At 70.9% G+C, this 25,356-nt stretch carries 22 protein-coding genes and 4 tRNA genes; 12 read left to right on the top strand and 14 right to left on the bottom strand.

The window, feature by feature from the left end; all coding sequences use genetic code 11:
• Positions 1-223: 223 nt before the first annotated feature.
• Positions 224-574, bottom strand: coding sequence for a metallopeptidase family protein (locus ACZ6CV_RS13125; protein WP_469250847.1), 351 nt, complete (start codon positions 572-574; stop codon positions 224-226).
• Positions 575-645: 71 nt separating this feature from the next.
• On the opposite strand from ACZ6CV_RS13125, the gene ACZ6CV_RS13120 reads away from it, so the two are divergent.
• The 4 genes from ACZ6CV_RS13120 to ACZ6CV_RS13105 all read left to right on the top strand — a co-directional run bounded on the left by ACZ6CV_RS13120 (position 646) and on the right by ACZ6CV_RS13105 (position 2,562).
• A complete protein-coding gene (locus tag ACZ6CV_RS13120) occupies positions 646-2,196 on the top strand; it encodes a metallophosphoesterase family protein (RefSeq protein WP_469250846.1) in 1,551 nt (516 codons plus the stop codon).
• An 82-nt stretch (positions 2,197-2,278) separates the two neighbouring features.
• Positions 2,279-2,351 (top strand) — tRNA-Glu (locus tag ACZ6CV_RS13115).
• A 38-nt stretch (positions 2,352-2,389) separates the two neighbouring features.
• Positions 2,390-2,464, top strand: a tRNA-Asp gene (locus tag ACZ6CV_RS13110).
• 24 nt (positions 2,465-2,488) lie between these two features.
• A tRNA-Phe gene (locus ACZ6CV_RS13105) sits at positions 2,489-2,562 on the top strand.
• A 527-nt stretch (positions 2,563-3,089) separates the two neighbouring features.
• On the opposite strand, the gene ACZ6CV_RS13100 is transcribed toward ACZ6CV_RS13105, so the two are convergent.
• The 4 genes from ACZ6CV_RS13100 to ACZ6CV_RS13085 all read right to left on the bottom strand — a co-directional run bounded on the left by ACZ6CV_RS13100 (position 3,090) and on the right by ACZ6CV_RS13085 (position 6,361).
• Entirely contained in the window at positions 3,090-4,223 is a 1,134-nt protein-coding gene (locus ACZ6CV_RS13100; protein WP_469250845.1) for an ABC transporter permease, read from the bottom strand.
• 53 nt (positions 4,224-4,276) lie between these two features.
• Complete coding sequence (locus tag ACZ6CV_RS13095) at positions 4,277-5,164, bottom strand: cytochrome c biogenesis CcdA family protein (RefSeq protein ID WP_469250844.1); 888 nt, start codon at positions 5,162-5,164, stop codon at positions 4,277-4,279.
• Positions 5,161-6,018: a DsbA family protein gene (locus tag ACZ6CV_RS13090; protein WP_469250843.1), complete on the bottom strand. Its 858-nt coding sequence runs from the start codon at positions 6,016-6,018 to the stop codon at positions 5,161-5,163. The genes ACZ6CV_RS13095 and ACZ6CV_RS13090 overlap by 4 nt, the downstream gene beginning before the upstream one ends.
• A gap of 67 nt (positions 6,019-6,085) precedes the next feature.
• Positions 6,086-6,361 carry a hypothetical protein gene (locus ACZ6CV_RS13085; protein WP_469250842.1) on the bottom strand — a complete coding sequence of 92 codons (276 nt, stop codon included), beginning with the start codon at positions 6,359-6,361 and terminating at the stop codon, positions 6,086-6,088.
• Positions 6,362-6,624: 263 nt separating this feature from the next.
• Here ACZ6CV_RS13085 and hrpA point away from each other — a divergent pair, with 263 nt between their 5' ends.
• The 3 genes from hrpA (at position 6,625) to ACZ6CV_RS13070 (ending at position 11,417) form a co-directional block, all read left to right on the top strand.
• Positions 6,625-10,605, top strand: a complete 3,981-nt coding sequence (gene hrpA, locus ACZ6CV_RS13080; RefSeq protein WP_469250841.1) for an ATP-dependent RNA helicase HrpA — start codon at positions 6,625-6,627, stop codon at positions 10,603-10,605.
• A gap of 94 nt (positions 10,606-10,699) precedes the next feature.
• Positions 10,700-10,774: transfer RNA gene (locus tag ACZ6CV_RS13075), tRNA-Asp, on the top strand.
• A gap of 391 nt (positions 10,775-11,165) precedes the next feature.
• Entirely contained in the window at positions 11,166-11,417 is a 252-nt protein-coding gene (locus ACZ6CV_RS13070) for a DUF6274 family protein (protein ID WP_469250840.1), read from the top strand.
• Between the two features lie 490 nt (positions 11,418-11,907).
• Here the strand turns inward: ACZ6CV_RS13070 and bldC are convergent, their stop codons facing one another.
• Positions 11,908-12,114 (bottom strand): developmental transcriptional regulator BldC, encoded by a 207-nt coding sequence (gene bldC / locus ACZ6CV_RS13065; RefSeq protein WP_003949541.1) that lies wholly within the window; start codon positions 12,112-12,114, stop codon positions 11,908-11,910.
• Between the two features lie 468 nt (positions 12,115-12,582).
• Positions 12,583-13,482 carry a DUF8083 family protein gene (locus tag ACZ6CV_RS13060; RefSeq protein ID WP_469250839.1) on the bottom strand — a complete coding sequence of 300 codons (900 nt, stop codon included), beginning with the start codon at positions 13,480-13,482 and terminating at the stop codon, positions 12,583-12,585.
• Between the two features lie 164 nt (positions 13,483-13,646).
• Between ACZ6CV_RS13060 and ACZ6CV_RS13055 the strand changes: the two genes are divergently transcribed.
• Positions 13,647-14,726: a Leu/Phe/Val dehydrogenase gene (locus ACZ6CV_RS13055; protein WP_469250838.1), complete on the top strand. Its 1,080-nt coding sequence runs from the start codon at positions 13,647-13,649 to the stop codon at positions 14,724-14,726.
• A gap of 313 nt (positions 14,727-15,039) precedes the next feature.
• Positions 15,040-15,291: a DUF3073 domain-containing protein gene (locus ACZ6CV_RS13050; RefSeq protein ID WP_362374997.1), complete on the top strand. Its 252-nt coding sequence runs from the start codon at positions 15,040-15,042 to the stop codon at positions 15,289-15,291.
• A gap of 142 nt (positions 15,292-15,433) precedes the next feature.
• Here the strand turns inward: ACZ6CV_RS13050 and purM are convergent, their stop codons facing one another.
• The gene (gene purM / locus ACZ6CV_RS13045) at positions 15,434-16,507 is read right to left on the bottom strand and encodes a phosphoribosylformylglycinamidine cyclo-ligase (protein ID WP_469250837.1); all 1,074 of its coding nucleotides are present in this window, start codon (positions 16,505-16,507) and stop codon (positions 15,434-15,436) included.
• A gap of 37 nt (positions 16,508-16,544) precedes the next feature.
• Positions 16,545-18,071 (bottom strand): amidophosphoribosyltransferase, encoded by a 1,527-nt coding sequence (purF, locus tag ACZ6CV_RS13040; protein ID WP_362374999.1) that lies wholly within the window; start codon positions 18,069-18,071, stop codon positions 16,545-16,547.
• A 162-nt stretch (positions 18,072-18,233) separates the two neighbouring features.
• On the opposite strand from purF, the gene ACZ6CV_RS13035 reads away from it, so the two are divergent.
• Both ACZ6CV_RS13035 and ACZ6CV_RS13030 read left to right on the top strand, forming a co-directional pair.
• On the top strand, positions 18,234-18,332 hold the full coding sequence (locus tag ACZ6CV_RS13035) for a putative leader peptide (RefSeq protein WP_355814676.1): 99 nt from the start codon (positions 18,234-18,236) through the stop codon (positions 18,330-18,332).
• 102 nt (positions 18,333-18,434) lie between these two features.
• On the top strand, positions 18,435-19,856 hold the full coding sequence (locus ACZ6CV_RS13030) for a sulfatase family protein (RefSeq protein WP_469250836.1): 1,422 nt from the start codon (positions 18,435-18,437) through the stop codon (positions 19,854-19,856).
• A 29-nt stretch (positions 19,857-19,885) separates the two neighbouring features.
• On the opposite strand, the gene ACZ6CV_RS13025 is transcribed toward ACZ6CV_RS13030, so the two are convergent.
• From ACZ6CV_RS13025 to ACZ6CV_RS13015, 3 genes are all read right to left on the bottom strand, one after another.
• A complete protein-coding gene (locus ACZ6CV_RS13025) occupies positions 19,886-20,764 on the bottom strand; it encodes an META domain-containing protein (RefSeq protein ID WP_469250835.1) in 879 nt (292 codons plus the stop codon).
• A 106-nt stretch (positions 20,765-20,870) separates the two neighbouring features.
• Positions 20,871-21,671 carry a maleylpyruvate isomerase family mycothiol-dependent enzyme gene (locus ACZ6CV_RS13020; protein WP_469250834.1) on the bottom strand — a complete coding sequence of 267 codons (801 nt, stop codon included), beginning with the start codon at positions 21,669-21,671 and terminating at the stop codon, positions 20,871-20,873.
• Positions 21,672-21,681: 10 nt separating this feature from the next.
• The gene (locus ACZ6CV_RS13015; RefSeq protein ID WP_469250833.1) at positions 21,682-22,323 is read right to left on the bottom strand and encodes a TetR/AcrR family transcriptional regulator; all 642 of its coding nucleotides are present in this window, start codon (positions 22,321-22,323) and stop codon (positions 21,682-21,684) included.
• 77 nt (positions 22,324-22,400) lie between these two features.
• On the opposite strand from ACZ6CV_RS13015, the gene ACZ6CV_RS13010 reads away from it, so the two are divergent.
• Positions 22,401-23,894 (top strand): MFS transporter, encoded by a 1,494-nt coding sequence (locus ACZ6CV_RS13010; RefSeq protein WP_469250832.1) that lies wholly within the window; start codon positions 22,401-22,403, stop codon positions 23,892-23,894.
• On the opposite strand, the gene ACZ6CV_RS13005 is transcribed toward ACZ6CV_RS13010, so the two are convergent.
• Positions 23,845-24,699, bottom strand: coding sequence for a M23 family metallopeptidase (locus ACZ6CV_RS13005; protein WP_469250831.1), 855 nt, complete (start codon positions 24,697-24,699; stop codon positions 23,845-23,847). The genes ACZ6CV_RS13010 and ACZ6CV_RS13005 overlap by 50 nt on opposite strands.
• Positions 24,700-24,771: 72 nt before the next feature.
• A complete protein-coding gene (locus ACZ6CV_RS13000) occupies positions 24,772-25,278 on the bottom strand; it encodes an ArsR/SmtB family transcription factor (RefSeq protein WP_469250830.1) in 507 nt (168 codons plus the stop codon).
• Between the last annotated feature and the right edge of the window lie 78 nt (positions 25,279-25,356).

Raw genomic sequence — 25,356 nt, 5'->3', positions numbered from 1 at the left:
CCAACTCCCGCGGCCCGCAAGAGGACACGGACGGCAACCCCCCTGAGGCCCGCCACGGCGCCCGCACATCAGGGCGGACGCACGCACGCCCGGACGCACGCCCAGCACCGCCCCCGGCCCGCACTGCCCACGCCCGGCACCGGCCCCACTCGCCTCACCCGACCCGGGCCACCCAGCCGCCACGCACCATGACCCATCACCCAACCGCCGCGCCCCGTCCGACTCACCCGTACCCGAGCGCGTGCAGCCGCGCGTCGTCGATCCCGAAGTGGTGCGCCACCTCGTGCACCACCGTGATCTCCGTCTCGGCGACGGCCTCCTCGCGCGAGCCGCACATCCGCAGCGTCGGACCGCGGTAGATGGTGATGCGGTCCGGCAGGACACCCGCGTACCACTCGCCCCGGTCGGTCAGCGGCGTCCCCTCGTAGAGCCCGAGCAGCTCGGGGTCGTCGGAGGGCGGCTCGTCCTCGACGAAGACGGCGACGTTGTCCATCAGCCGCGTCAAATCCGGCGGAATCCGGTCGAGCGCCTCGCCGACCAGTTCCTCGAACTCCTCGCGCGTCATCTCCAGCACTCCCCCATTGTCGGCCACGCCGCCGCTGCCGTCCCGGCATACCTGACGCGCCAATTGGGCATACGGGACCAATGGCCCGCGACTTCACGGTCGTCCCCCGGGGCGTGCGCAGGGCGGGCGCCGCCCTCGCAGGCCACTACCGCGCTCGCCGCGCCCACCCCACCAGCGAGCTGACCAGCCCCCCGCATCCCTACGCCCGCGCCCTCGGCCTGATCCTGGTCGTCGTCCTCGGCGCCTGGCTGGGCCTCCTCATCGTCGGCAGCGTCCGCGCCCCGGTCGGCCCGATGGACACCCGCATGACCCTGCGCCCGTCCGTGTCCGGCGGCACGAAGATCAACGTCTCGCCGCTCGGCGCCCTGGAACTCCGCTCGCACGTCGCCCCGCTCCGCCTGGACGTCGACGTGGACCGCCTCGACCCGGTGCGCGCGCGGGCCCTGGTCGACCACCCCGAGCGCCTCTCCGGCCTGCAGGAGGAGGTCGCGGACGACGTCGGCCACGGCACGCTCGACCTCGCCGTGCGCTCCTGCGTCGCCGTCGTCTCCGGCGCGACGGCGCTCGGCCTCGCCGTCTACCGCCGCCCGCGCCGCGCCCTGGCCGCCGGCGGTCTGGCCCTCGCCCTGCTCGCGGCGTCCGGCACGGTCGCGTACGCCACCTGGAACCCCAAGTCCGTCCTCGAACCGAAGTTCTCCGGCCTGCTCAGCAGTGCCCCCTCGGTCGTCGGCAACGCCCGCAGCATCGTGAGCGAATTCGACGTCTACCAGCAGGAGTTGGCGCGCCTGGTGACCAACGTGACCAAGCTGTACGACGCGACGTCCACGCTCCCCGCGTACCGGCCGGACCCCACCACGATGCGGGTCCTGCACGTCTCCGACATCCACTTGAACCCGGCCAGCTGGAAGATCATCTCGTCCCTCGTCGAGCAGTACGAGATCGACGTCATCGTCGACTCGGGCGACACCATGGACCACGGCTCGGCCACCGAGAACGGCTTCCTCGACCCGATCGAGGACCTCGGCGCGCCCTACGTGTGGGTGCGCGGCAACCACGACTCTCGGACCACCCAGAGCTATCTGGAGCGCCTGAAGAACGTGCACGTACTGGACGACGGCAAGGCCGTGTCGATCGCCGGCCTGCGCCTCGCGGGCATCGGCGACCCGCAGTACACCCCCGACCGCTCGGTACGGGCCGAGGGCGAGGCGGTCGAACACATGGCGGGGATACGGCTGGCCTCCGCACTCCGCGCCGAGCGGGCGGCCGGGACCCCGGTCGACGTGGCGATCGCGCACAACCCCACGGCGGCCCGGGAGACGGACGGCGAGGTGCCACTCGCCCTCGCGGGCCACGTGCACCGCCGGGACATGGACGTCCTGGACGGCGGCACGCGGCTGCGCGTGGAGGGGTCGACGGGCGGCAGCGGGCTGCGCGCGGTGGAGGGGAAGTACCCCGACCCGGTGCAGGCGTCCGTGCTCTACCTGGACCGTACGAGCAAGCGGCTGCAGGCCTGGGACGAGATCGAACTGGGCGGGCTCGGCCTGACGAAGGCGGAGGTCAGCCGCCATCTCCCCCGGGAGAACCGCCCCGGGGCGCCCACCTCGCCGACGCCCTCCACCCCCTCCCGGTAAACCGTTTTGGCGATAGCTCCCCGCATCCCATATGCTTCTCACGTCCCCGACGCGCTGCAAGGCGCACACGGCGGGCCTCTTAGCCCTCATCGTCTAGTGGCCCAGGACGCCGCCCTTTCAAGGCGGTAGCACGGGTTCGAATCCCGTTGGGGGCACGCAACACCTGTGCGAGACTGGTGCTCGCACATTGCTTGGTCCTGTGGAGCAGTTTGGAGTGCTCGCCACCCTGTCAAGGTGGAGGCCGCGGGTTCAAATCCCGTCAGGACCGCTTGCGATTCCTCGCGGATCGCGTGGCTGGGTAGCTCAGTTGGTACGAGCGATCGCCTGAAAAGCGATAGGTCGCCGGTTCGATCCCGGCCCCAGCCACCTCTTCCAGAAGCCCCGCCGGTCCCGGCGGGGCTTCTGCGTTTCCCCCGGCGCGACGCCGCCCGAAGCACCCCTCTCGGGGCCACGCACGGGCGGGGGCGCCTCTTCCCTCTGCCTCCCTCTCCTGCCTGGCTCCAGTCCCGCCGCTCCGCGGCGGATGCCTCCCCCCCCACCCACCCGTTCACCCCGCGACGCAGGGTGGGGGTAGGGGCGGGTGGGTGGGCGGGGGAGGCTCGCTGGCTGGGGGCTTGGGTAGTCGCCCCCGCCGGGCCGTCACCCGCGTACGAGACGGGAGGGGACGTGGGGGTATGTGCGCACGGAGCACCGAGCCAGCAATAGCAATGTTGTCCGCGAGGCGTGGCGAACAGTGGATGGCGAGTACGCACATACCCCCGCGGCCCCGCACCCACAGACGAAGCGAAGGCGCAGGCGCCCGCCCGAAACGCCCCGCACCCAACGACGGGCAAGAGGCGCAGACCCCAGCCCAAGCCGCCCCGCACCCCCCGACCACCCCGAAGCGCAGCCGCCTACGCCCCCGCGTGGGCCGGCGCGTTCGCCCGGCCCCCCGGGTGTCTGTGGCGCCAGACCCAGAACACCGTGCTGGACAGCAGCGCCCAGCCCGCCAGCACCAGGAACGGGAACGCATGCTGGTGGCCGCCGAAGTACACCGCCGTGTGCTGCGCGTTCACCGACGCCCCCGGCGGCAGCCACTGCCCGATGTGCCCCAGCACCGACGGCAGCAACGGCCACGACACCGCGCCGCCCGACGACGGGTTCCCCAGGAGCACCATCAGCCCCCACGTCGGAATCATCGCCCACCGCCCGAACAACGTGTTGAACATCGTGAAGACCATCCCCGACGTGAACATCGTCAGCGCCAGGATCAGCCACGACTCCACGAACGGAAGATCAAGCGCCCCCAGCCACCAGTCCACCACCGCCGCGATGACGAACGCGCCGAGCAGCGCATACAGCACCGTGAACCCGATCCGTTCCGCCGGATTCAGCCCGCGCGCGTGCACGCTCAGCTGGATCGCCCCGACGAAGCCGATGATCACGGCCGCCAGCGAGATGTAGAAGATGGCGAGCCCGCGCGGGTCCCCCTCCTGCAGCGGATTCACGTCCTTCACCGCCACCGTGACCCCGACCTTCTCCCCCACCTTCGGCGCGGTCTCGGCCAGCACCTGCGCCACGGACGCGCCGGACGCCCCCGACACGTCCAGCGTCACCTTGCCGGAAGCCCCGCCGGATGACTCACCCGTTCCCGACGGCACGTCCAGGATCGCGAAGACCTTCTGCTCCTCCATGTCCTCGCGCGCCGCCGCCCGGCTCCCGTACCGCCGCACCTCCAACGACGCGTTCAGCGCCTTCTCCATGCCCTCCAGGAACGCCTTGCCGCGCGCCGAGTCCGAGGAGTTCACCACCGCGGTGGGGATGTGGTGGGGGGTCGGCTTCGCCATGGAGTACGTGTACGAGCCCGCGAAGAGCCCCGCCGCGGCCGCCAGGATGAACACCAGCACGGTCGCGGGCAAGAACGGCCCCTGCTTGAACGCGTCCCACCGCTCGCTCCGGGTGGGCACCCGCCCATGGGCACCATGCGCCCCGGCACCATCCGCCCCGCCCGCCTCGTGCTCTTGCTGCTCCGGCTCATGATCAGGCATACGAATACGCTAAACCACGTAAAACCTTCCGACCTGCCCAGTACCCGCTCAGATCACTCCGCAGCCGACGAAACGGACTCGTCCCCTCTCCTCCGCCGCCGCCACCCCCGTACCGCCAGCCCCACCCCCACCAGCACCACGACCCCGACCAGCAGCACGGCGTCCGGCACCGCGCGGCCCACGCCGCCGGCCCACTGCTCCACGGCGAACGAGTCGTCCACGTCCAGCAGGCCCGGCAGCGCCGTCGTCCCGTCGTAGGCCAGGAACAGCGCCCCGAGGCCGACGAAGAACAGGCCGGACAGCAGCGACGTCGTATGCAGCTCGACCCGGCCGAGCCGCCCGCCGAGCCACCCCGACCGCCCGCCGAGCCGGAACGTCCGCCCCCGCAGCCACCCGCGCCGCCCCAGGTCGAACCGCTCCCAGAGCAGCGCGAGCAGGAAGAGCGGCACGGCCATGCCCAGCGCGTACACGGCGAGCAACAGCCCCCCGTAGACCGGGCTTCCGCTCACCGCCGCCACCGTCAGGACGCTGCCGAGGATCGGCCCGGCGCAGAATCCGGCGAGCCCGTACACCGCCCCCAGCGCGTACACCGAGAAGGCCGTCGTCGGACGGATGCGGCCCGAGAGCTCCGCCATCTTCCGTGAGGCGAACCCCATGCCGAGGATCTGCAGCACCCCGAGCCCGATGATCAGCCACCCGGCGACGAGCACCAGCTGGTCGCGGTGGCCGAAGAAGAACCGCCCGGCGTAGGACCCGGCGGCGCCCAGCGGCACCAGCGTGGTCGCGAGCCCGGCGTAGAAGATGCCGGTCCGCGCGACGAGGCGCGACGCGGAGTCGATCGAGTAGGCGAAGAAGGCCGGCAGGAGCAGGGCGCTGCACGGACTGACGAGGGCGAGCAGACCGCCCAGGAACGCGGCGAAGTACCCGACATCGGCGGTCACTCCGAACCACCCTCGCCCTGTCCCTTGCCCTGGCCCTGTCCCTTGCCCTGGCCCTGTCCCTGGCCCTGGCCCTGTCCCTCGCCCTTCCCCGACCGCTTCGACTTCGCGTCGCGCGCCGCCGTCTCGATCGCCTGGTGGAAGACCTGGTCCGGCTGCGCGCCCGAGATCGGCCGGCCGTTGACCAGGAAAGAGGGCGTCGACGCGGCGCCGAGCCCGTACGCCTCCTCCTGGTCCTCGCGCACCGCGTCCCCCGCCGCGTCGCTCCCCGCGTCCGCGACGAACCGGTCGACGTGCTTGACCCCGGCCTCCTTCGCGAGCTCCTTCAGGCGGTCGTCGCCGAACCCCTTCTCCTTGGAGCCCTCGGCGTACGCCGCCTCGTGGAACTGCCAGAAGCGGCCCTGCCGCCCCGCCGCCCATGCGCCGCGCGCGGCCCGCTCGGAGTCCTTTCCGAAGATCGGGAAGTTGCGCCATTCGATGCGCAGGGTGCCGTCTTCCACGTACTTCTTCACGAGGCCCGGCTCGGTGTCGCGGGCGAACTTCCCGCAGAAGCCGCACTTGAAGTCGGCGTACTCGACCATCACGACGGGCGCGTCCGCGCGGCCGCGCGCGAGCGGGTCCTTCGCGTCGCGCCGCGCGAGCTTCTCCAGCTCGGGGTAGACGCCTTCCTGCGAGCCGGCCTCGGGGGAGGAACCCGCGGCCTCCTCCCGCACGGTGTGGTTGCCGGAACCCTCCGGCTTGGTCGCGGTGTACGAGGCGACGCCGAGCAGCAGCGCGGCCACGGCGACGCCCGCGCCGATGGCGACGTTCCTGCTTTTCTGGCTCTTCTTGCTCTTGGTGTCGTCGTTCTTGGGCATCAGAGCGATCTCTCTTGTCCTGTTGTACTGGTACGTCGATGAAGGGGCCCCTGAGGTCAGGGGCCTCCTACACGCGCAGGACCGAGAGATCCATCGGGGAGGGCGGGTCGAGGGCGGGCGGCGCGCGGCCGGGCGCCATCGACAGGACGGGCCGGCCGACACCGCACGCGCCGGTCGCGGCGTGCGCGTCGTACAGCGCGGGCAGCAGCTCCTGCGCCGCGCCGGTCCGCGCCGGTGTCCCCGGCACGTGATCCGCGTCCTGCGGGCTCCCCTTGCCGCAGCCGGGGGCGGGCACGCCGGACACCCCGGGCACCCCGGCCATCGCTGCCGTCGCTTCGGTCACCACCGGAGCCGACGAGAAAGCCGACGCGGAAGTCGACGCGGAAGCCGGCGACGAGAACGCTGCCGACGAAGAGGCCACCGCCGAAGCGGACCCCCCGCCTCCGCAGAACACCCCGAGCACGAGCACGACGAGCAGCACCCCCAACAGAGGGGACCACGACGCACGCGCACGGGACAGCATGCGCGAAATCGTACGTGCCGGGGCGTCCCGCCGGAGAAATCGGTTCGCCAGCCTCCAGCCGCGGGTGAGATCCTGGAACCCGTATGTCTACGCAGCCCGCCCTCACCCTCGACACCCTCGCCTCCCGTCTGTCCGAGCTCTCGCTGCGCGACGAGCACCGGATCGGCCGGCGGCTGGAGGGTGCACGCCGCATCCGCAAGCCCGAGGCCCGCGCCGCCGTCCTCGCCGAGATCGCGGCGGACGTGGAGAAGGCCGGGGCGCGGATGGCCGAGCGCGGCTCACGGCTGCCCGTGATCACGTATCCGGAGCAGCTGCCGGTCAGCCAGAAGAAGGACGACATCGCGGCCGCGATCCGCGACCACCAGGTCGTGATCGTCGCGGGCGAGACCGGCTCGGGCAAGACCACGCAGATCCCCAAGATCTGCATGGAGCTCGGCCGGGGCGTGCGCGGCATGATCGGGCACACCCAGCCCCGCCGCATCGCGGCCCGCACGGTCGCCGAGCGCGTCGCCGAGGAGCTGGACACCCCGCTGGGCGAGGCCGTCGGCTGGAAGGTCCGCTTCACCGACCAGGTCGGCGCGGACACGTACGTGAAGCTGATGACGGACGGCATCCTGCTGGCCGAGATCCAGACCGACCGCGAACTGCGCGCGTACGACACGATCATCATCGACGAGGCCCACGAGCGGTCCCTCAACATCGACTTCCTGCTCGGCTATCTCGCGCAGCTGCTGCCGAAGCGGCCGGACCTGAAGGTCGTGATCACCTCCGCGACCATCGACCCAGAGCGGTTCTCGCGGCACTTCGGGGACGCGCCGATCGTCGAGGTCAGCGGACGCACGTATCCGGTGGAGGTGCGTTATCGCCCGCTCCTCGAAGAGGACAGCGAGGACTCCGACCGCGACCAGATCACCGCGATCACGGACGCCGTCGAGGAGCTGCAGGCCGAGGGCAAGGGCGACATCCTCGTCTTCCTCTCCGGGGAGCGCGAGATCCGCGACACGGCGGACGCGCTGAACAAGAAGAACTTTCGGTTCACCGAGGTCCTGCCGCTCTACGCCCGGCTCTCGCACGCCGAGCAGCACCGCGTCTTCCAGCAGCACACGGGCCGCAGGATCGTTCTCGCGACCAACGTCGCCGAGACCTCCCTGACGGTCCCCGGCATCAAGTACGTGATCGACCCGGGCACCGCCCGCATCTCCCGCTACAGCCACCGCACGAAGGTGCAGCGGCTGCCCATCGAGGCGATCAGCCAGGCCAGCGCCAACCAGCGCAAGGGCCGCTGCGGGCGTACGTCGGACGGCATCTGCATCAGGCTGTACAGCGAGGACGACTTCCTCTCGCGCCCCGAGTTCACCGACGCCGAGATCCTCCGTACGAACCTCGCGTCCGTCATCCTGCAGATGACCGCGGCAGGCCTCGGCGACATCGAGAAGTTCCCCTTCATCGACCCGCCGGACCACCGCAACATCCGCGACGGCGTCCAACTCCTCCAGGAACTGGGCGCGTTGGACCCCGCCCAGAAGGACCCGAAGAAGCGGCTCACCCAGCAGGGCCGCAAGCTCAGCCAGCTGCCCGTCGACCCGCGCCTCGCCCGGATGGTCCTGGAGGCCGACAAGAACGGCTGCGTGCGCGAGGTCATGGTGATCGCGGCCGCGCTCTCCATCCAGGACCCGCGCGAGCGCCCGGCGGAGAAGCAGGCGCAGGCCGACCAGCAGCACGCCCGCTTCAAGGACGAGACGAGCGACTTCCTCGCCTACCTCAACCTGTGGCGGTACGTGCGGGAGCAGCAGAAGGAGCGCGGCTCCTCCTCCTTCCGGCGTATGTGCAAGGCGGAGTACCTGAACTTCCTGCGGATCCGCGAGTGGCAGGACATCTACACGCAGCTGCGCACGGTCGCCAAGCAGATGGGCATCCACCTCAACGAAGAGGACGCCCCCGAGCAGCACGTCCACATCTCCCTCCTCGCCGGCCTGCTCTCCCACATCGGGATGAAGGACGTGAAGGAGTCGAAGGAGAGCAAGGAGCGGGACCCCAAGCAGCGCGGCGGCGGCCGGAACGAATACATCGGCGCGCGCAACGCGAAGTTCGCGGTCTTCCCCGGCTCGGCGCTCTTCAAGAAGCCGCCGCGCTTCATCATGTCGGCCGAGCTGGTGGAGACCTCCCGGCTGTGGGCGCGGGTCAACGCGCGCATCGAGCCGGAGTGGGTCGAGCCGCTCGCCCAGCACCTGGTGAAGCGCACGTACAGCGAGCCGCACTGGGAGAAGGACCAGGCGGCGGTGATGGCGATAGAGAAGGTCACGCTGTACGGCGTGCCGATCGTCACCGACCGCAAGGTGAACTACGGCCGGATCGACCCCGAGGTCTCCCGCGACCTGTTCATCCGCAACGCGCTGGTCGAGGGCGACTGGCGCACGCACCACAAGTTCTTCGCCGCCAACCGCAAGCTCCTCACCGAGGTCGAGGAGCTGGAGCACCGGGCGCGGCGCCGCGACATCCTCGTCGACGACGAGACGCTCTTCGACTTCTACGACCAGCGGGTCCCCGCGGACGTCGTCTCGGGCGCCCACTTCGACTCCTGGTGGAAGAAGAAGCAGCGCGAAGAGCCCGAACTGCTCGACTTCGAGCGGTCGATGCTCATCAACGAGAAGGCGCAGGGCGTATCCAAGGCGGACTACCCCGACGCGTGGCGCCAGGGGCAGCTCACGTTCCGGGTGACGTACCAGTTCGAGCCGGGCGCGGACGCGGACGGCGTGACGGTCCACATCCCGCTGCAGGTCCTGAACCAGGTCACCGACGAGGGCTTCGACTGGCAGATCCCGGGGCTGCGCGAGGACGTGGTCATCGAGCTGATCCGCTCCCTGCCCAAGCCGATCCGCCGCAACTACGTGCCGGCGCCGAACTTCGCGAAGGCGTTCCTGGAGCGTGCGGTGCCGCTGCAGGAGCCGCTGCACGTGACGCTGGCGCGCGAGCTGCAGCGGATGGTCGGGGTGCCCGTCGCGCCGGACGACTTCGACCTGACGCGCGTACCGGACCATTTGAAGATCACGTTCCGGATCACCGACGAGCGGCGCAAGAAGCTCGCCGAGGACAAGGACCTGGAAGCCCTGAAGGTCCGGCTGAAGCCGAAGGCCCGCCAGGCGCTCTCGCAGGCGGCCGCGGCGACGGCGGAGCGGTCGGGCGGCGCGGCGGTCGAGCGGTCCGGACTTACGGACTGGACGATCGGCACGCTCTCGCGCGTCTTCGAGACGCGCCGCGCGGGTCAGCCGGTGAAGGCGTACCCCGCGCTGGTGGACGACGGCGACACCGTCTCCGTACGGCTCTTCGACACCGAGGCCGAGCAGCTGCAGGCGATGTGGCGCGGCACCCGGCGCCTCATCCTGCGCAACATCCCCGTCAATCCGGCCAAGTTCGCCTCGGACAAGCTCAGCAACCAGCAGAAGCTCGCCCTGTCGGCGAACCCGCACGGCTCCATGCAGGCCCTCTTCGACGACTGTGCGATGGCCGCGGCGGACCAGCTGATCGCGGACTTCGGCGGGCCCGTCTGGGACGAGGAGTCGTACCGCAAGCTCTTCGACAAGGTGCGCGCGGAGATCGTCGACACGACGGTGCGGGCGGTCGGGCAGGTGCAGCAGGTCCTCGCCGCCTGGCAGGCGTGCGAGCGCCGCCTGAAGTCGGCGAAGAGCCCGGCGCTGCTCGCCAACCTCGCGGACGTGCGGGAGCAGTTGAACGCGCTCATCAAGCCGGGCTTCGTGACGGAGACGGGGCTGCGGCGGCTGGCCGACCTGATGCGGTACATGGTGGCGGCGGACCGGCGCCTGCAGCAGATGCCGGCCAACGTCCAGCGGGACAGCGCGCGCATGGAGAAGGTTCGGGAGATGCGCGACGAGTACCTGTGGCTGCTCGAACAGATGCCGCAGGGGCGGCCCGTCCCGCAGGAGGTCCTGGACATCCGCTGGATGATCGAGGAGCTCCGGGTCAGCTACTTCGCGCACGCGCTGGGCACGGCGTACCCCGTCTCCGACAAGCGCATCGTGAAGGCGATCGACGCGGCGGTGCCGTAACCGGCCGAGCGCACAGGGTGAGTTCGACCGCCGGGCCTGCACTGCTGTAGAGTCCTGTCTCGCAGCGCAACGCACCAACAAGCGCCGCGAGCAAGGTCCTGTGGAGCAGTTTGGAGTGCTCGCCACCCTGTCAAGGTGGAGGCCGCGGGTTCAAATCCCGTCAGGACCGCAGCAGAAGAAGGGCCGCATCTCTCGGGGTGCGGCCCTTCTTCGTGCCCGGTGGAGGCCGCGCCCGCGGCGGAGCCGCCATCAGACACAGCAAATCCCGTCAGGACCGCCGCAGCATGCAAGGGCCGCATCTCTCAGGGTTGCGGCCCTTCTTCGTACCCGGCGGAGGCCGCGCCCGCGGCGGAGCCGCCATCAGACACAGCAAATCCCGTCAGGACCGCCGCAGCATGCAAGGGCCGCACCTCTCGGGGTTGCGGCCCTTCTTCGTGTTCCGGCGCCCGCATTCCCACCCCCGCCCCCGGCGCGATGTCGTGCCCGCAACCTTGACTGCGTCACATTCCACCGGTACCCCGGAACAGGGAGCCGGCGGGAGGCTCCCCTGGAGGTGACGCATGTCCGCTTCTCCGGCCCCCTCGCCGTCCGCGCGGCACGAGACACGTGCCCTGCTGCGCGCGCACCTCGCCGCGGCCACCAGCTACCGCCACGTGACCCGGCACTGCCCGATCTGCCATCGACTGCTCAGACTCGCCCTGGAGCCCTCTCAGCCCGCCCAGGGCGAACGGGAGGCCCCCGAGGGCGCCTTCGTCGCGGAGGCGGCCGTCGGCGGCGCACCGGGCGAGGACGAAAGTCCCCCCAACCCATGACCAAAGCCGACGCGCGCCCCGCCCCGGCGGTGGCAGGCTGAGAGCCGAGGGCCTTTCTCCACGGCCACGATCCCTCTAGCGCAGGGGTGTCGTGCGCAACAAGCACCCCGACGTGTGACGGGTGTCACCGAACAAGTTTTGGGAACCCCGGAACTTACACCCTCCCTACAACAAGCCAATTTAATATGTGCAATTGCACCACCCCCCGGACTGCCGCCCCCACTCCCCTCCGAGGACCCCCCGGACTCCGACAGAGGCGCACACGGACCCGCTCACCAGCGCGTCCTCGGCGCACAAAAAAGATCGCGCTGGACCCGGCGGAGTCCAGCGCGATCGAACGACTCACCCATGTGTCTCGGGCGTGGCTCCCGTTGGGGCGGGATCCGCGTCGCGTACAGCCAAATGTCGGACGTACGGCCAGGTTGGGGGGCCTGACCGTAGTGGTGCTCTTCGCCCGGGTTGTGCGAGTTACTGCTGCTTACGCGGTACTTCAGGCCTCGCTGCGCTGCTGCGGAATGCCCGCGAGCAGTGCGCGGACCTCAGCCTCGCGGTAACGGCGGTGTCCGCCGAGCGTGCGGATCGACGTGAGCTTGCCAGCCTTCGCCCAGCGCGTGACCGTCTTGGGGTCGACGCGGAACATCGTGGCGACCTCAGCCGGGGTCAGCAGCGGCTCGGCATCAGGGGTGCGAGCGGTCATGAGCGGCCTCCTCGGGAGAACCGAACCTTCTCGGTTCATTCCTCTAAATTCTGCACCTTGACCCGCGTTGCCCGAAATGGCGGACGCGAGTCGAGTCGGTTATAGGACGAACGGCTTGTCCTCGGCACTACAACTACACCATCCGTCCAGCCGCGTCGGCCAAACCGATGGAATTGCCCTCCCAGGTGTTCATCACCGACGGAAGCCGATGGACCATGCCATAGCGGACAGTCACGCCACAGTGACGATCAGTCACAGAGCGATCAGGAGTCAACAGACCCCCCATAGAGTGCAATGCTGAGCATTCCGCCCGTACTTGGGCGGAAGGAGCCCTCCCCGGACTCCTTGTCCTATTTTGGCACGAGGAGGGGTGATGGGCGCAAGGGCCCACTAAAGTGCGGTCCGTCACGCTTGAGATAAAAGCCCGGATCGGGACCTACGTCCCGAGGCAGCCGCGGACCGCGGGGCTCAGTTCGCGAACTGCAGGTCCCGGACCGCCCGCCACCGCTCCACGAGCCTCGCATACGCCTCGCCGGCCGCCGCGCCGTCACCGTCGCGCAGCGCCTCGATCCCCTCGGCCACGTCCGCCGCCGAGTGGTCCTCGTCCAGCTCCTCGGCGGACACCGCGTGCACGAGCCCGCCGTAGTCGAGCTCGACCAGGGAGCGCGGGTGGAACTCCTCCAGCCACCGGCCGACGTCCAGCAGCCCGTCGATGAGCGGTCCTTCGTCCAGCGCCTCGCGCAGCGCCTTCAGGCCCCGGGCGACCCGGCGCCGGGCCTGCACCATCGGGGTGCGGTAGCGCAGCAGCGGCGGGGCGCCGTCCGAACCGTACGAACCGTCCGCTCCCTCTGTTTCGTCCGCTCCGTCCGCTCCGCCCTTCTCCCCCTCCTCGTACGTCCGCTCCTCGTCGTCCACGAGGACGAACCAGTGCAGCGGCACCTGCCACGTCGAGGTACGGATCCAGGGGCGCGCGTCGGGGTTGCGGGCCAGCCACTGCTCGTAGTCCGCGGCCGTCTGGCGGCGCAGGACCGGGGGGATCACCGCGTCCAGGACCGGCGTGGGCAACTGCCCGGCCAGCTCCTCCATGGCCTGCCAGCCGCGCAGCCGGGTCCGCCACGGACAGACGCACAGCACCCCGTCGACCTCGGCCACGAAGGCCTCGCCGCTCTCGTGCACCGGCACCGGCACCGGCGGCGTGGGCAGCAAGTCGGCCAGCGAGCGCCGCAGTTCGTCCTGGTAGGTGGGCAGGTCGGGGCGGCGGGCGTAGCGCGCCCAGTGGCCGCGCTCCGGCTCGGGGAAGGCGGCCAGCGGCTCGTACACACGCAGGTAGGCCGCGTACGGAACGGTCACCGATGACACCTTGGGCACGGCTGCTCTCTCCCCCACGTACCAACTGGAAAACACTGCACAGGTTGCCATGACCGGACTTTCGCCACGTCACGCCCGACAGCCCTTAGTCTCATGCCCAACGGGCCCCCGCCACCCGTACGGGAGCCCGGCCATCCGCCGCCATTCGACCGGGAGTCACCACAGTGACCGAAGCAGACAACGGCGTCCTGCACACCTTGTTCCACTCGGAGCAGGGAGGCCACGAGCAAGTTGTGCTCTGCCAGGACCGTGCCAGCGGCCTCAAGGCCGTCATCGCCATCCACAGCACCGCCCTGGGCCCCGCCCTCGGCGGCACCCGCTTCTATCCGTACGCGACCGAGGAAGAGGCCGTCGCCGACGTCCTGAACCTCTCGCGCGGGATGTCGTACAAGAACGCCATGGCCGGCCTCGACCACGGCGGCGGCAAGGCCGTGATCATCGGGGACCCGTTCCGGATCAAGAGCGAGGAGCTGCTGCTCGCCTTCGGCCGGTGCGTCGCCTCGCTCGGCGGCCGGTACGTGACGGCCTGCGACGTCGGCACCTTTGTCGCCGACATGGACGTGGTGGCCCGCGAGTGCCGCTGGACCACCGGGCGCTCGCCCGAGAACGGCGGCGCGGGCGACTCCTCCGTGCTCACCGCCTACGGCGTCTTCCAGGGCATGCGGGCCAGCGCCCAGCACCTGTGGGGCGATCCGACGCTGCGCGGCCGCAAGGTCGGGATCGCGGGCGTCGGCAAGGTCGGCCACCACCTCGTCGAGCACCTCCTGGCGGACGGCGCCGAGGTCGTGATCACCGATGTCCGCGAGGAGTCGGTGGCCCGGATCGTCCACAAGCACCCGTCGGTGACGGCGGTCGCCGACACCGAGGCGCTGATCCGCACCGCGGGCCTGGACATCTACGCGCCCTGCGCGCTCGGCGGCGCCCTGGACGACGACTCGGTGGCGGTGCTCACCGCGAAGGTGGTGTGCGGCGCCGCCAACAACCAGCTCGCGCACCCGGGCGTGGAGAAGGACCTCGCCGACCGGGCGATCCTCTACGCGCCGGACTACGTGGTGAACGCGGGCGGCGTGATCCAGGTCGCCGACGAGCTGCACGGCTTCGACTTCGACCGCTGCAAGGCCAAGGCGTCGAAGATCTTCGACACCACCCTGGCCATATTCGCTCGCGCAAAGGAAGACGGCATTCCGCCGGCCGCCGCGGCCGACAGGATCGCCGAACAGCGGATGGCGGACGCGTGCCGATAAGAGCCGGAAGCTGACATTCCGGCCGCGCGCGACGCCGCGAGGGGCCCCCGCCGACGTCTTGGGGAGACAAGACTCACCCCCGTCGGCGGGTCGCCCGGCAAGAAGAGGTTAAAATCGCAGTTGACCAGCGAGGACGGGGCTCCTCGCGGGTTCTGCGCCGAGGCGCGTCCTGCGGGCGACGTACCGTATGGCCGCAGGAGCAGGTACCGTGGAAGCCCTACGGACCGGTCTCTCCGAGGAGAGTCCGTTCCAGATCATGAACGCGTGTCAAGACTCTGGGGCCGTCGAGCCCCGTATCCGAGGGGGTCGAGCCATGGGGCGCGGCCGGGCAAAGGCCAAGCAGACGAAGGTCGCCCGCCAGCTGAAGTACAGCAGCGGCGGGACTGACCTGTCGCGTCTGGCCAATGAGCTGGGCGCTTCGACTTCGCAACAGCCGCCGAATGGCGAGCCGTTCGAGGACGACGACGAGGAAGACGACCCGTACGCCCAGTACGCGGATCTGTATAACGACGACGGGGACGAGGACGAAGAGTCCGGTCCGTCGTCGCAGCGCCGCGGCGCTTGACCTCGTTGCAAACGCAGCATTCGTTGTCCACGGAGTCTTCGCACTTCTCGTGACAACCGCACGTCACCCGGTCCGGGGTGGTCACCACACCGGACCGGGTTTTGTGCTGCCTCGGGACTGGCTTCACCGACCGCCCACCGGCCTACTTCGCGTAGTCACCGATCAGGGCGGCGCCGCTCTCGTGGTCGCCGCGGTCGGTGATCTCGCCCGCGACCCAGGCGTCGACGCCGCGGTCCGCGAGGGTGGTGAGCGCCGCGTCCGCCGACTCCTCGGGGACGATCGCCATCATGCCGACGCCCATGTTCAGCGTCTTCTCCAGCTCCAGGCGCTCGACCCGGCCGGCCGTGCCGACCACGTCGAAGATCGCGCCGGGGGTCCAGGTCTCGCGGTCCACGATCGCGTGCAGCCCGTCCGGGATGACCCGGGCGAGGTTCGCCGCGAGGCCGCCGCCGGTGATGTGGCTGAAGGCGTGGACGTCCGTGGTGCGGGTGAGCGCCAGGCAGTCCAGGGAGTAGATCTTGGTGGGCTCCAGGAGCTCCTCGCCGAGCGTGCGGCCGAACTCCTCGACGCGGCGGTCCAGGGACCAGCCGGCGCGGTCGAAGACCACATGCCGGACGAGCGAGTACCCGTTCGAGTGAAGACCGGAGGACGCCATGGCGATCACCGCGTCACCCTTACGGATGCGATCGGGGCCGAGGAGCCGGTCGGCCTCCACCGCGCCGGTGCCGGCGCCCGCCACGTCGAAGTCGTCCGGGCCGAGCAGGCCCGGGTGCTCCGCGGTCTCGCCGCCGACGAGGGAGCAGCCGGCGAGGACGCAGCCCTCGGCGATGCCCTTGACGATGGCGGCGACCCGCTCGGGGTGGACCTTGCCGACGCAGATGTAGTCGGTCATGAAGAGCGGCTCGGCGCCGCACACGACGATGTCGTCCATGACCATCGCGACGAGGTCGTGGCCGATGGTGTCGTAGACGCCCAGCTGCCGGGCGATGTCGACCTTCGTGCCGACGCCGTCGGTCGCGGTGGCGAGCAGCGGGCGCTCGAAGCGCTTGAGGGCGGAGGCGTCGAAGAGCCCGGCGAAGCCGCCGAGGCCGCCGAGGCCCGCGACCTCGGGGCGCTGGGTCTTCCTGACCCACTCCTTCATCAGCTCGACGGCGCGGTCGCCCGCCTCGATGTCGACGCCCGCGCTTGCGTAGCTGGCACCAGTGGTCTCAGACATGACGGTGAGAACTTTCGTGTCGTACTGCGTGGGGGTCTTACGGGCGACGGATCGCGTCGGCCGCTGCCGTGGACGCCGGGCCTGCGGCCAGCTCCGTCTCCAGAAGCTGCTTGCCGAGCAGTTCCGGGTCGGGCAGGTCCATCGGGTACTCGCCGTCGAAGCAGGCGCGGCAGAGGTTCGGCTTGTCGATGGTCGTGGCCTCGATCATGCCGTCGATGGAGATGTACGAGAGGGAGTCGGCGCCCATGGAGGTGCCGATCTCCTCGATGGTCATGCCGTTGGCGATGAGCTCGGCGCGGGTCGCGAAGTCGATGCCGAAGAAGCACGGCCACTTCACGGGCGGGGACGAGATCCGGATGTGGATCTCGGCGGCGCCGGCCTCGCGGAGCATCTTGACCAGGGCGCGCTGGGTGTTGCCGCGGACGATCGAGTCGTCGACGACCACCAGGCGCTTGCCCTTGATGACTTCCTTGAGCGGGTTGAGCTTGAGGCGGATGCCGAGCTGGCGGATCGTCTGCGAGGGCTGGATGAAGGTCCGGCCGACATAGGCGTTCTTGACCAGGCCCGCGCCGAAGGGGATGCCGGACGCCTCCGCGTACCCGATCGCGGCGGGGGTGCCGGATTCCGGGGTCGCTATGACGAGGTCGGCCTCGACCGGAGCTTCCTCGGCGAGTTTCCGGCCCATCTCGACGCGCGAGAGGTAGACGTTCCGCCCGGCGATGTCGGTGTCGGGGCGCGCCAGGTAGACGTACTCGAAGACACAGCCCTTGGGCTTCGCTTCCGCGAATCGGGAGGTTCGCAGTCCGTTCTCGTCGATCGCGACGAACTCGCCGGGCTCGATCTCGCGGACGAAGCTGGCGCCGCAGATGTCGAGCGCCGCGGACTCCGAGGCGACGACCCAGCCGCGCTCCAGGCGGCCGAGGACCAGCGGGCGGATGCCCTGCGGGTCGCGGCCCGCGTACAGCGTGTGCTCGTCCATGAAGACGAGGGAGAAGGCGCCCTGAACCTGCGGGAGGATCTTCATGGCGGCGTCTTCGATGGTCAGCGGCTTGCCGTCGTCGTCCACCTGGCCCGCGAGGAGAGCCGTCACCAGGTCGGTGTCGTTGGTCGCGGCGACCTGGGTCGCGCGGCCGTTCTCCTTGGGGAGCTCGGCGACCAGCTCGGCGAGCTGGGCCGTGTTGACGAGGTTGCCGTTGTGCCCGAGCGCGATGGAGCCGTGCGCGGTGGCACGGAACGTCGGCTGGGCGTTCTCCCAGACGGAGGCTCCGGTGGTCGAGTAGCGGGCGTGACCGACCGCGATATGACCCTGGAGCGAGCCGAGAGAGGTTTCGTCGAAGACCTGGGACACGAGGCCCATGTCCTTGAAGACGAGGATCTGGGAGCCGTTGCTGACCGCGATTCCCGCGGATTCCTGGCCCCGATGCTGGAGGGCGTAGAGCCCGAAGTACGTGAGCTTTGCGACCTCTTCGCCCGGAGCCCAGACACCGAAGACGCCACAAGCGTCCTGGGGGCCTTTCTCGCCGGGGAGCAGATCGTGATTGAGTCGACCGTCACCACGTGGCACGTCTTCGAGTGTAGGCGAGATCGACCACTGGTCCGAATTGGGGATACAGCCCTTGTACGGACGGTGACGAACCGCCGGTGGGGCGCCCGAGTGCTAAGCCCTCGTGAACAGGCGGGCCCCTCCGTTGACACCCGGTGCGGCGCCCGGCCAGGCTCCTGGCCCATGCAGCCGCCCCCCGGAGACCTCGCGGTCCCGCTCGTGGAGCGCCGCCACGTCGACCTGGTCCGTGTCGCGAGCGCCATCTGTCGCCGCGCTGCCTGAACACCCCCTTTTCTTCTCGCTCTTCCCCTTTCCCCCTCTCCCCTTTCCCTCGGGTGCGGGCCGCCGCCTGTCGTGCCGCCGCGCCCCGTTCAGGAGCGCCCTGTGTCTTCGTACGGATACCAGCTGTCCCGGCGTGCCTTCGGCGGCGTCGTCGGAGCCTCGGCCACCGCCGCCGCCGTCGGGCTGCCCGCCGCCGAGGCGCGCGCGGCCGAGGAGGAGCGGCCGTTCCGGGCCGCCGCGTCCCGGAAGGCCAAGCGGCCGAACATCCTCTTCATCCTCGGGGACGACCTCGGCTGGGCCGACCTCTCCTCCTACGGGGCGCCGCACATCAAGACCCCGAACCTGGACCGGCTCGCCCGCCAGGGCGTGCGGTTCACGGACGCCTACGCCGGCTCGTCGACCTGCTCGCCCACCCGTTTCAGCCTGTACACGGGCCGCTTCCCGGGGCGTACGAAGGGCGGGCTCGCCGAGCCGATAGCCGACCGGTCGGTGGGGCTCGACCCGGACCACCCCACGCTCGCCTCGCTGCTGCGCGACGCCGGGTACGCGACCGCCCTGATCGGCAAGTGGCACTGCGGCTACCTGCCCGACCACTCCCCCACGAAGTCCGGCTGGGACGAGTTCTTCGGCAACTTCGGCGGGGCCCTGGAGTACTACTCGAAGCTGGGGCTCGGCGGGGAGTACGACCTCTTCGAGGGCGCGGTCAGGGAGGGCGACGCCGAGTACAAGGACCTGCGGTACTACACGCGGATCCTCACCGAGCGCGCCGGTGACTACATCCGGCGCGCGCACGACCGGCCGTGGCTGCTCAACCTCAACTTCACCACCCCGCACTGGCCGTGGATCGCGGACGGCGACGAGGAGGAGAGCGCGGAGATCGTCCGCAGGATCAAGGCGGGGCAGGAGGGGGCGCTGTGGCATCAGGACGGCGGCTCGGTGGCGAAGTACACGGAGATGGTCGAGGACCTGGACCGCTCGGTCGGGCAGGTGCTGGGCGCGCTGCGGCGGTCCGGTCAGGAGCGGGACACCCTGGTGTTCTTCGCCTCCGACAACGGCGGTGAGCGCTTCTCGTACAACTGGCCGCTGTCCGGCAACAAGGGGTCGCTGAAGGAAGGCGGGATCCGGGTGCCGACCCTCGTGCGGTGGCCGGCGCGGATCGACGGCGGGCAGGTCAGCCACGAGCCCGTCTACACGCCGGACTGGACGGCGACCCTCCTGGAGATCGCCGGGGCCCGGCCCGACCCCGCGCACCCGCTGGACGGCACGAGCCTCGCCCCGTATCTGCTGCGGGGCGCGGAGCTCGCCGAGCGTGAGCTCTTCTGGCGGGTGCGCGGGGAGCGGGCGCTGCGGCGCGGGAAGTGGAAGTACTACCGCGGCAAGGGCGGCCCGGACCAGCTGTTCGACCTCACGGCCGACCGGCGCGAGCAGGCCGACCGGTCGGCGGGCGAGCCGGAGCTCCTCGCCGAACTGAAGGCGGCGTGGGAGCGGACGGAGAAGGAGCTGCTGCCCTATCCGCAAGGGTGAGACGGGGGCGCCCCCGCGGTTGCTTCCGGTTACTTCTTCGCGTCCTTGGTGGCCGCGTTCGCGCTGATCACCGTGCCGTCGGCGGCCGTGAGCTTCAGGGTGTCCTGCCGCACCTCGTACCGCGCCTTGCCGTCGAAGAGCTTCAGGAGTTCGCGCTCGGTCTTCATCGGCTCGCCGGGGCACATCTTGCGGGTGGTCGTGGGCGGGCCGAAGGTGATGCGGCCGTTCGCCACCTCGGCCTTGGCGGTGACGGTGTTGCAGCCGAGGTTGCCGCGCACCTTGCCGTCCTCGCCGAAGGTCAGATGGACCTTGCCGTCCATCTCCTTCGGCAGGGCCGCGGCCGTGCCGCCGTCGCCGACGGCGCTCACCTGCCACCGGGTGCCGGTGAGCGGGGCGTCGGGTTCCGCGGGCCGTGAGGTGAAGTTCACGCGGTCTCCCTTAGGCGTGGTGAGGGTCATCCTGCCGTCGGCGACCTTCGCGGTGAACCTGCCCTCGCCGAGGGCGTGCACGAGGTCCTTCTCGAAGTTCATGCGGCCGTCGTCCATGCAGGCCCGCTTGGTCATCCGGGGCGTGCCGAAGTCGAGGGTGTCGCCCTTGACGGACACGTCGGAGCCGAACGCGTTGCAGCCGTAGCTGCCGCCGGCCTTCCCGTCCTTGCCGATCTTGAGGTAGGCGCCCGCCGGGGCGTCCTGTTCCTTGCCGCCCAGGGTGAGGCTGTCGACGTGCCAGCGCACGCCGGTGAGGCCCGGCTCGCTCTGCACGGAACGGCCACCGGAGTCGCCGTCGGATGCGCCGTCGGAGCCGGTCCCGGACTCGGTGCCGCATGCGGTGAGCAGCAGCCCGGCGGAGGCCAGCGCGGTCAGGGTGAGGGTCAGACGTTGCGTGTGCATGACGATGTGACGGGACATGTGGGGGTCCCGGTTCCATCGGGCCCGCGGTGACATCGACGCCGTGCCGCACCGTCCCGCACCGCATCGACGCCGTGCCGCACCGACACCGCCCCACCCCGCCCCGCTAGCCCATGATCGGCAGCAGCCCCGAGAGGTCCGCCCGTTCCCCGCTCGCGCTCACCTTCGCCGCCTCGCGCGCCGTCGCCCAGTCCGTGCGCCCGGTCGCGAGGCGGATCCAGGTGAGCGGATCGGTCTCGACGACGTTGGGCGGGGTGCCGCGGGTGTGCCGGGGCCCCTCGACGCACTGCACGACCGCGTAGGGCGGCACGCGCACCTCGGTCGAGGCGCCGGGCGCCTTCAGGGCGAGGGCGTCCGCGAGCAGCCGGGTGCAGGCGGCCAGTGCCTGCCGGTCGTACGGGACGTCGAGACCCGGCACCGCGTCGTTCAAGTCGTCGGTGTGGACGATGAGTTCGACGGTACGGGTGACCATGAAGTCGGCCAGGGTCATGGCGCCGAAGCGGGACGGCACCAGGCGCGTGTCCGGCGCCGAGGGCAGCGTCTCCTCGATGCCGGCGAGGGTGCGGGCGAAGAGCGTGCCGAGGTCGGCGCCGGCGGTCCCGGCGAGTTCCCGGGTGTCCTGGTCGACCTGCCCGGCCGCGCCGACCGTGGCGAACGGCCAGTCCATGAGCGGGACTTCGTGCCGGGCGGGCTCCGGCAGGGTGAGGTACCGATGGACGGTGCCGAGCACCATCGCGAGGTGCGCGGCCAGTTCGCGGACCGTCCAGTCGCCGAGCCGGGTGGGCCGGGCGAGCTGCTCGGGCGTGAGGCCGGCGACCGCTTCCCGTACGGCGCCGAACTGGGTGAGCACGGCGGTGCGGATCTTGGTGGAGTCGTACGCGCGCATGCGCTTCTTGGCCGGTGGCATGGGGCCGACCCTAAGCGGTGCCGGGGTATCCCTGAAGTCCCTTTTCGACCAGGTCGAAGGCGCGGCCCGCCAGCGCCGCGCAGTCGTCGGCCATGGCGTCGACGCTGTCGCCGGCGATGAGTCTGCGGTGGTTCTCCAGGATGACCGCGTCCCGTGCCGCGGTGAGCTGGTGGGCGGCGATGCCCGCCATCAACCGGTCGCCGGTCTCCTCGGCGAGCGCGTCGGTGAGGAGCTCGGTGCTGCGCATCTGGAAGATCATCACGCGGCGGGCCAACGCGGGGGTGTCGCTGATCAGTTGGCGCAGCTGGAGCAGGCGCGGGTCCCCGGAGAGCCCGATGGAGGGGTCGCGTTCGTCGATCTTGGCCAGGAACTGGCGGCGGACCGCAGCGACCGCCGACTCGCCGGGCGCACGGTGGCGCACGGCGTCGGCGGGGTCCCCCACGTGGTCCTCCATGGGGCGCAGGAGCACGTCCTCCTTGGTGCCGAAGTAGTTGAAGACGGTCATCTTCGAGACCTCGGCGGCGGCGGCGATCTCCACGACGGAGACCTTGTCGTACCCGCGCTCCAGGAAGAGGTCGAGCGCGGTCCGCCAGATCCGCATCGCGGTCTGCCGCTTCTTGCGCTCGCGCAGCCCCAGGGTTTCCTCAGCCATGGCCGTACTGTACCAGGATGAAATTTTGCCTCGGCTGAAATATTGACTGAGTACATTTCTACCGGCAGGGTGAGGCCATGCCCCTGACACCCACCGCCGCGGCCGGCCCGGCCGACGCGCCGCCCGCCCCGCTCCTGACCGAGGGGCGGCGCAAGGTCGCCCTCGTCGTCTGTCTCGCCACGATCGTGCTCGCCGTCCTCGACCTGCAGATCGTCTCCGCCGCGACCGTGCCGATCGTCCGCGACCTCGACCCCGTCCACGGCGTCGACGCGATCCCCTGGCTGGTCAGCGCCTACGCCCTGGCCGGCGCCGCGATGCTCCCGCTGTACGGCAAGCTCTGCGACGTGCTCGGCGCCGAACGGATCTTCGTCGCCGCCGTCACCGTCTTCCTCATCGGTTCCGCGCTCTGCGGCGCCGCCCAGTCGATGCCCCAGCTCATCGCGGCCCGCGCCGCGCAGGGCGTCGGGGGCGGCGGCCTGATGAGCGTCACGATGGTGGTGCTCGCCCAGCTCAAGGGGCCCGACGGCAAATCCACGAAGAGCGGCAGCTTCGGCGGTGTCGTCGCGGGCGGCGGCATGGCGCTCGGCCCGTGGCTCGGCGGCCTCCTCGCCGACCACGCGAACTGGCGCTGGATCTTCTACGTCAACCTGCCCGTCGGCATCGCGGTCCTCGCCGCGTCCGCCGTCGTCCTGCGGCTGCCGCGCCGCCCCGCCGTGCGCCGCGCCGTCGACTACCCGGGGGCCGCGCTCGCCGCCGCCTTCTCCGTGGCGCTGCTCCTGGTCACCGACTGGGGCGGCAAGCAGTACGCCTGGTCCTCGCCCGTCGTCGTCGGCCTGCTCGCCGCGACCGCGGCCACCCTCGCGCTGTTCCTGTGGCGGCAGTCCAGGGCCGCCGAACCGGTGCTTCCGCTCTCCCTGTTCCGCATCCCGCAGCTGCGCCGGGGCTTCGCCATCCAGGGCCTGACCGGCGCCGCCATGATGTGCGTCATCTATTACGTGCTGGTCTACCTGCAGATCGCCCGGGGCGTGTCCAGCTCGTCGGCCGGGCTCTATCTGCTGCCGATGGCCGCCGGCATGACCGCCGTCGGACTGCTCTCGGGCCGGCTCGCCGCGCGCGGCTGGTCCGCGCGGACGTTCACCGTCAGCGGCACGGCGACCGCCGCCGTGGCCTTCGGGCTCCTCGCGACCGTGGGCCCGGACACCTCGCTCTGGCTGATCCGCGCCGAACTCCTGCTGGCCGGCGCCGGGTTCGGCCAGCTGATCGGACAGCTCATCCAGCTCGCCCAGGACTCCGCCCCGCCCCACCAGCTGGGCGTCGCGACGACGGCCATCCGCTTCTTCCAGACCCTCGGGAACGCGATCGGCACCGCCCTGTTCGGCACGGTCCTGCTCCGCCTGTACGCGGCGAACGGCCCCGGCGGCGACATCGGCGCCCTGCCCGGCCTGACCGGGAGCGCCCACGCCGCCGCCGTACGGGCCTACGTCGACGCCACCGACACCGTGTTCCTGTGCGGCGCCGGGGTCATGCTGCTCGGGACCGCTCTCGCGCTGCGGCTTCCCCGGCAACGGTGAACACCTCGCCGCTCGCGGGCACCCCGACCCCGCGCCAGGTGAAGGGCACGCCCCGCGCGGTGGCCAGGTCGGGGCCGTCCATCAGCTGGAAGTGCAGGTGCGGTTCGGTGGAATTGCCGGAGTTCCCGCAGTGGCCGATGCGCTGCCCGGCGACGACCTCGTCCCCCGCCCGTACCGCGAGCGAGCCCTGCCGGACGTGGGCGTACACCGCGTACGTGCCCTCGCCGAGGTCGAGCATGACGTGGTTGCCGACGACGCGGCGCGGCCCGCCGACGGTCCGCCCGATGCTCTCGACCAGCCAGAAGTACAGCACCCCGAGGAGAGAGCTGCGGCTGAGGTGGTCGCGCTGGCGGTCCTCGGCGTGCACGACCGTGGCGTCGGCCACCGCGTACAGCGGCGCCCCGAACGCCGGGTACGCCGCGCCGCGCCGGGCGACGGGCCAGAACCAGACGGGGACGGGCCGGGCCGGGCCTTCCGCGGGCTCGGCCGTGATGTCGATGGCGTAGCTCTGCCCGAAGTTGTGCGTGCCGTGGCTCGGCACCTTGTCGGCGGGGCTGTTGAGCGCGGACCAGCGGCCGGTGACCGGGGGCTCGACCTCGACCGGGGTCCGGGGCGCGCGGTCGATGCGGCGGCGGGCGGCGCGGGAGTTCACGAGGCCGATGGCGATCGCGCCGATCGCGGGCAGCCAGCTCACCCAGTAGCCGTACGGCAGGTCCGCGACGAACCTGACGACGATCTGGACGAAGAAGACCACCCACAGCGCGTGCTGGGCCACTGCGGCGAGCTTGCGGCGTCCTTCTGACATGACTTCCCCCTCGTACAACGGTGATCAGGCTCGTACAACGGTGATCAGGAAACGGTGATCAGGTGACGGCGGTCAGGTGACGGGGCGCGCGGCCGTGAGCACCACGAGCAGCGGCACCACCCGTCCCGCCGGGACCTCGTACCGCCCGCGCTCGGTGGTGTGCAGCCAGCCGGCGGCGGTCAGTTGGCGCAGGTGGTGGTAGATCTGGCCGGTGGTGCCGACGTCGTCGAGCGCGGCCAGTTCGGCGGCGGTGCGCAGTCCGCCGAGGATCTCCCGCAACAGCCGCAGCCGTACGGGATGGCCGAGCGCGGCGAACGACTCGGCGGCGTCCGACCACTCGCCCTCGAACAGCGCCTCCGTGAGCTGCCCGTACTGCCAGTCGTACCGATGCCCCGTCGGCACCCGCACCGAGCCGGTGAACAGGACGGCGCCGTCGGCGTCGTCGGTCACCGGGTGCCGGGCCTTCAGGGCCTCGAGGGCCCAGAAGTCGCCCTCGCCCACGGCGGGCGCGGCCGGACCCGCGCTCTCCAGCTCCGCCATGCGCCGTTCGAGCTCGGCGACGCGCTCTTCCAGATCCATGAGTGCGAGATTACGTAATTACGTAATCTCGTGCAAGCCCCACTGCCCCCCCCGGCGCCCGGAAACGTCGAAGCCCCC

The sequence above is a fragment of the Streptomyces sp. NPDC041713 genome (genome assembly GCF_055591085.1).
This window is presented reverse-complemented; position numbering and strand designations above follow the sequence as displayed.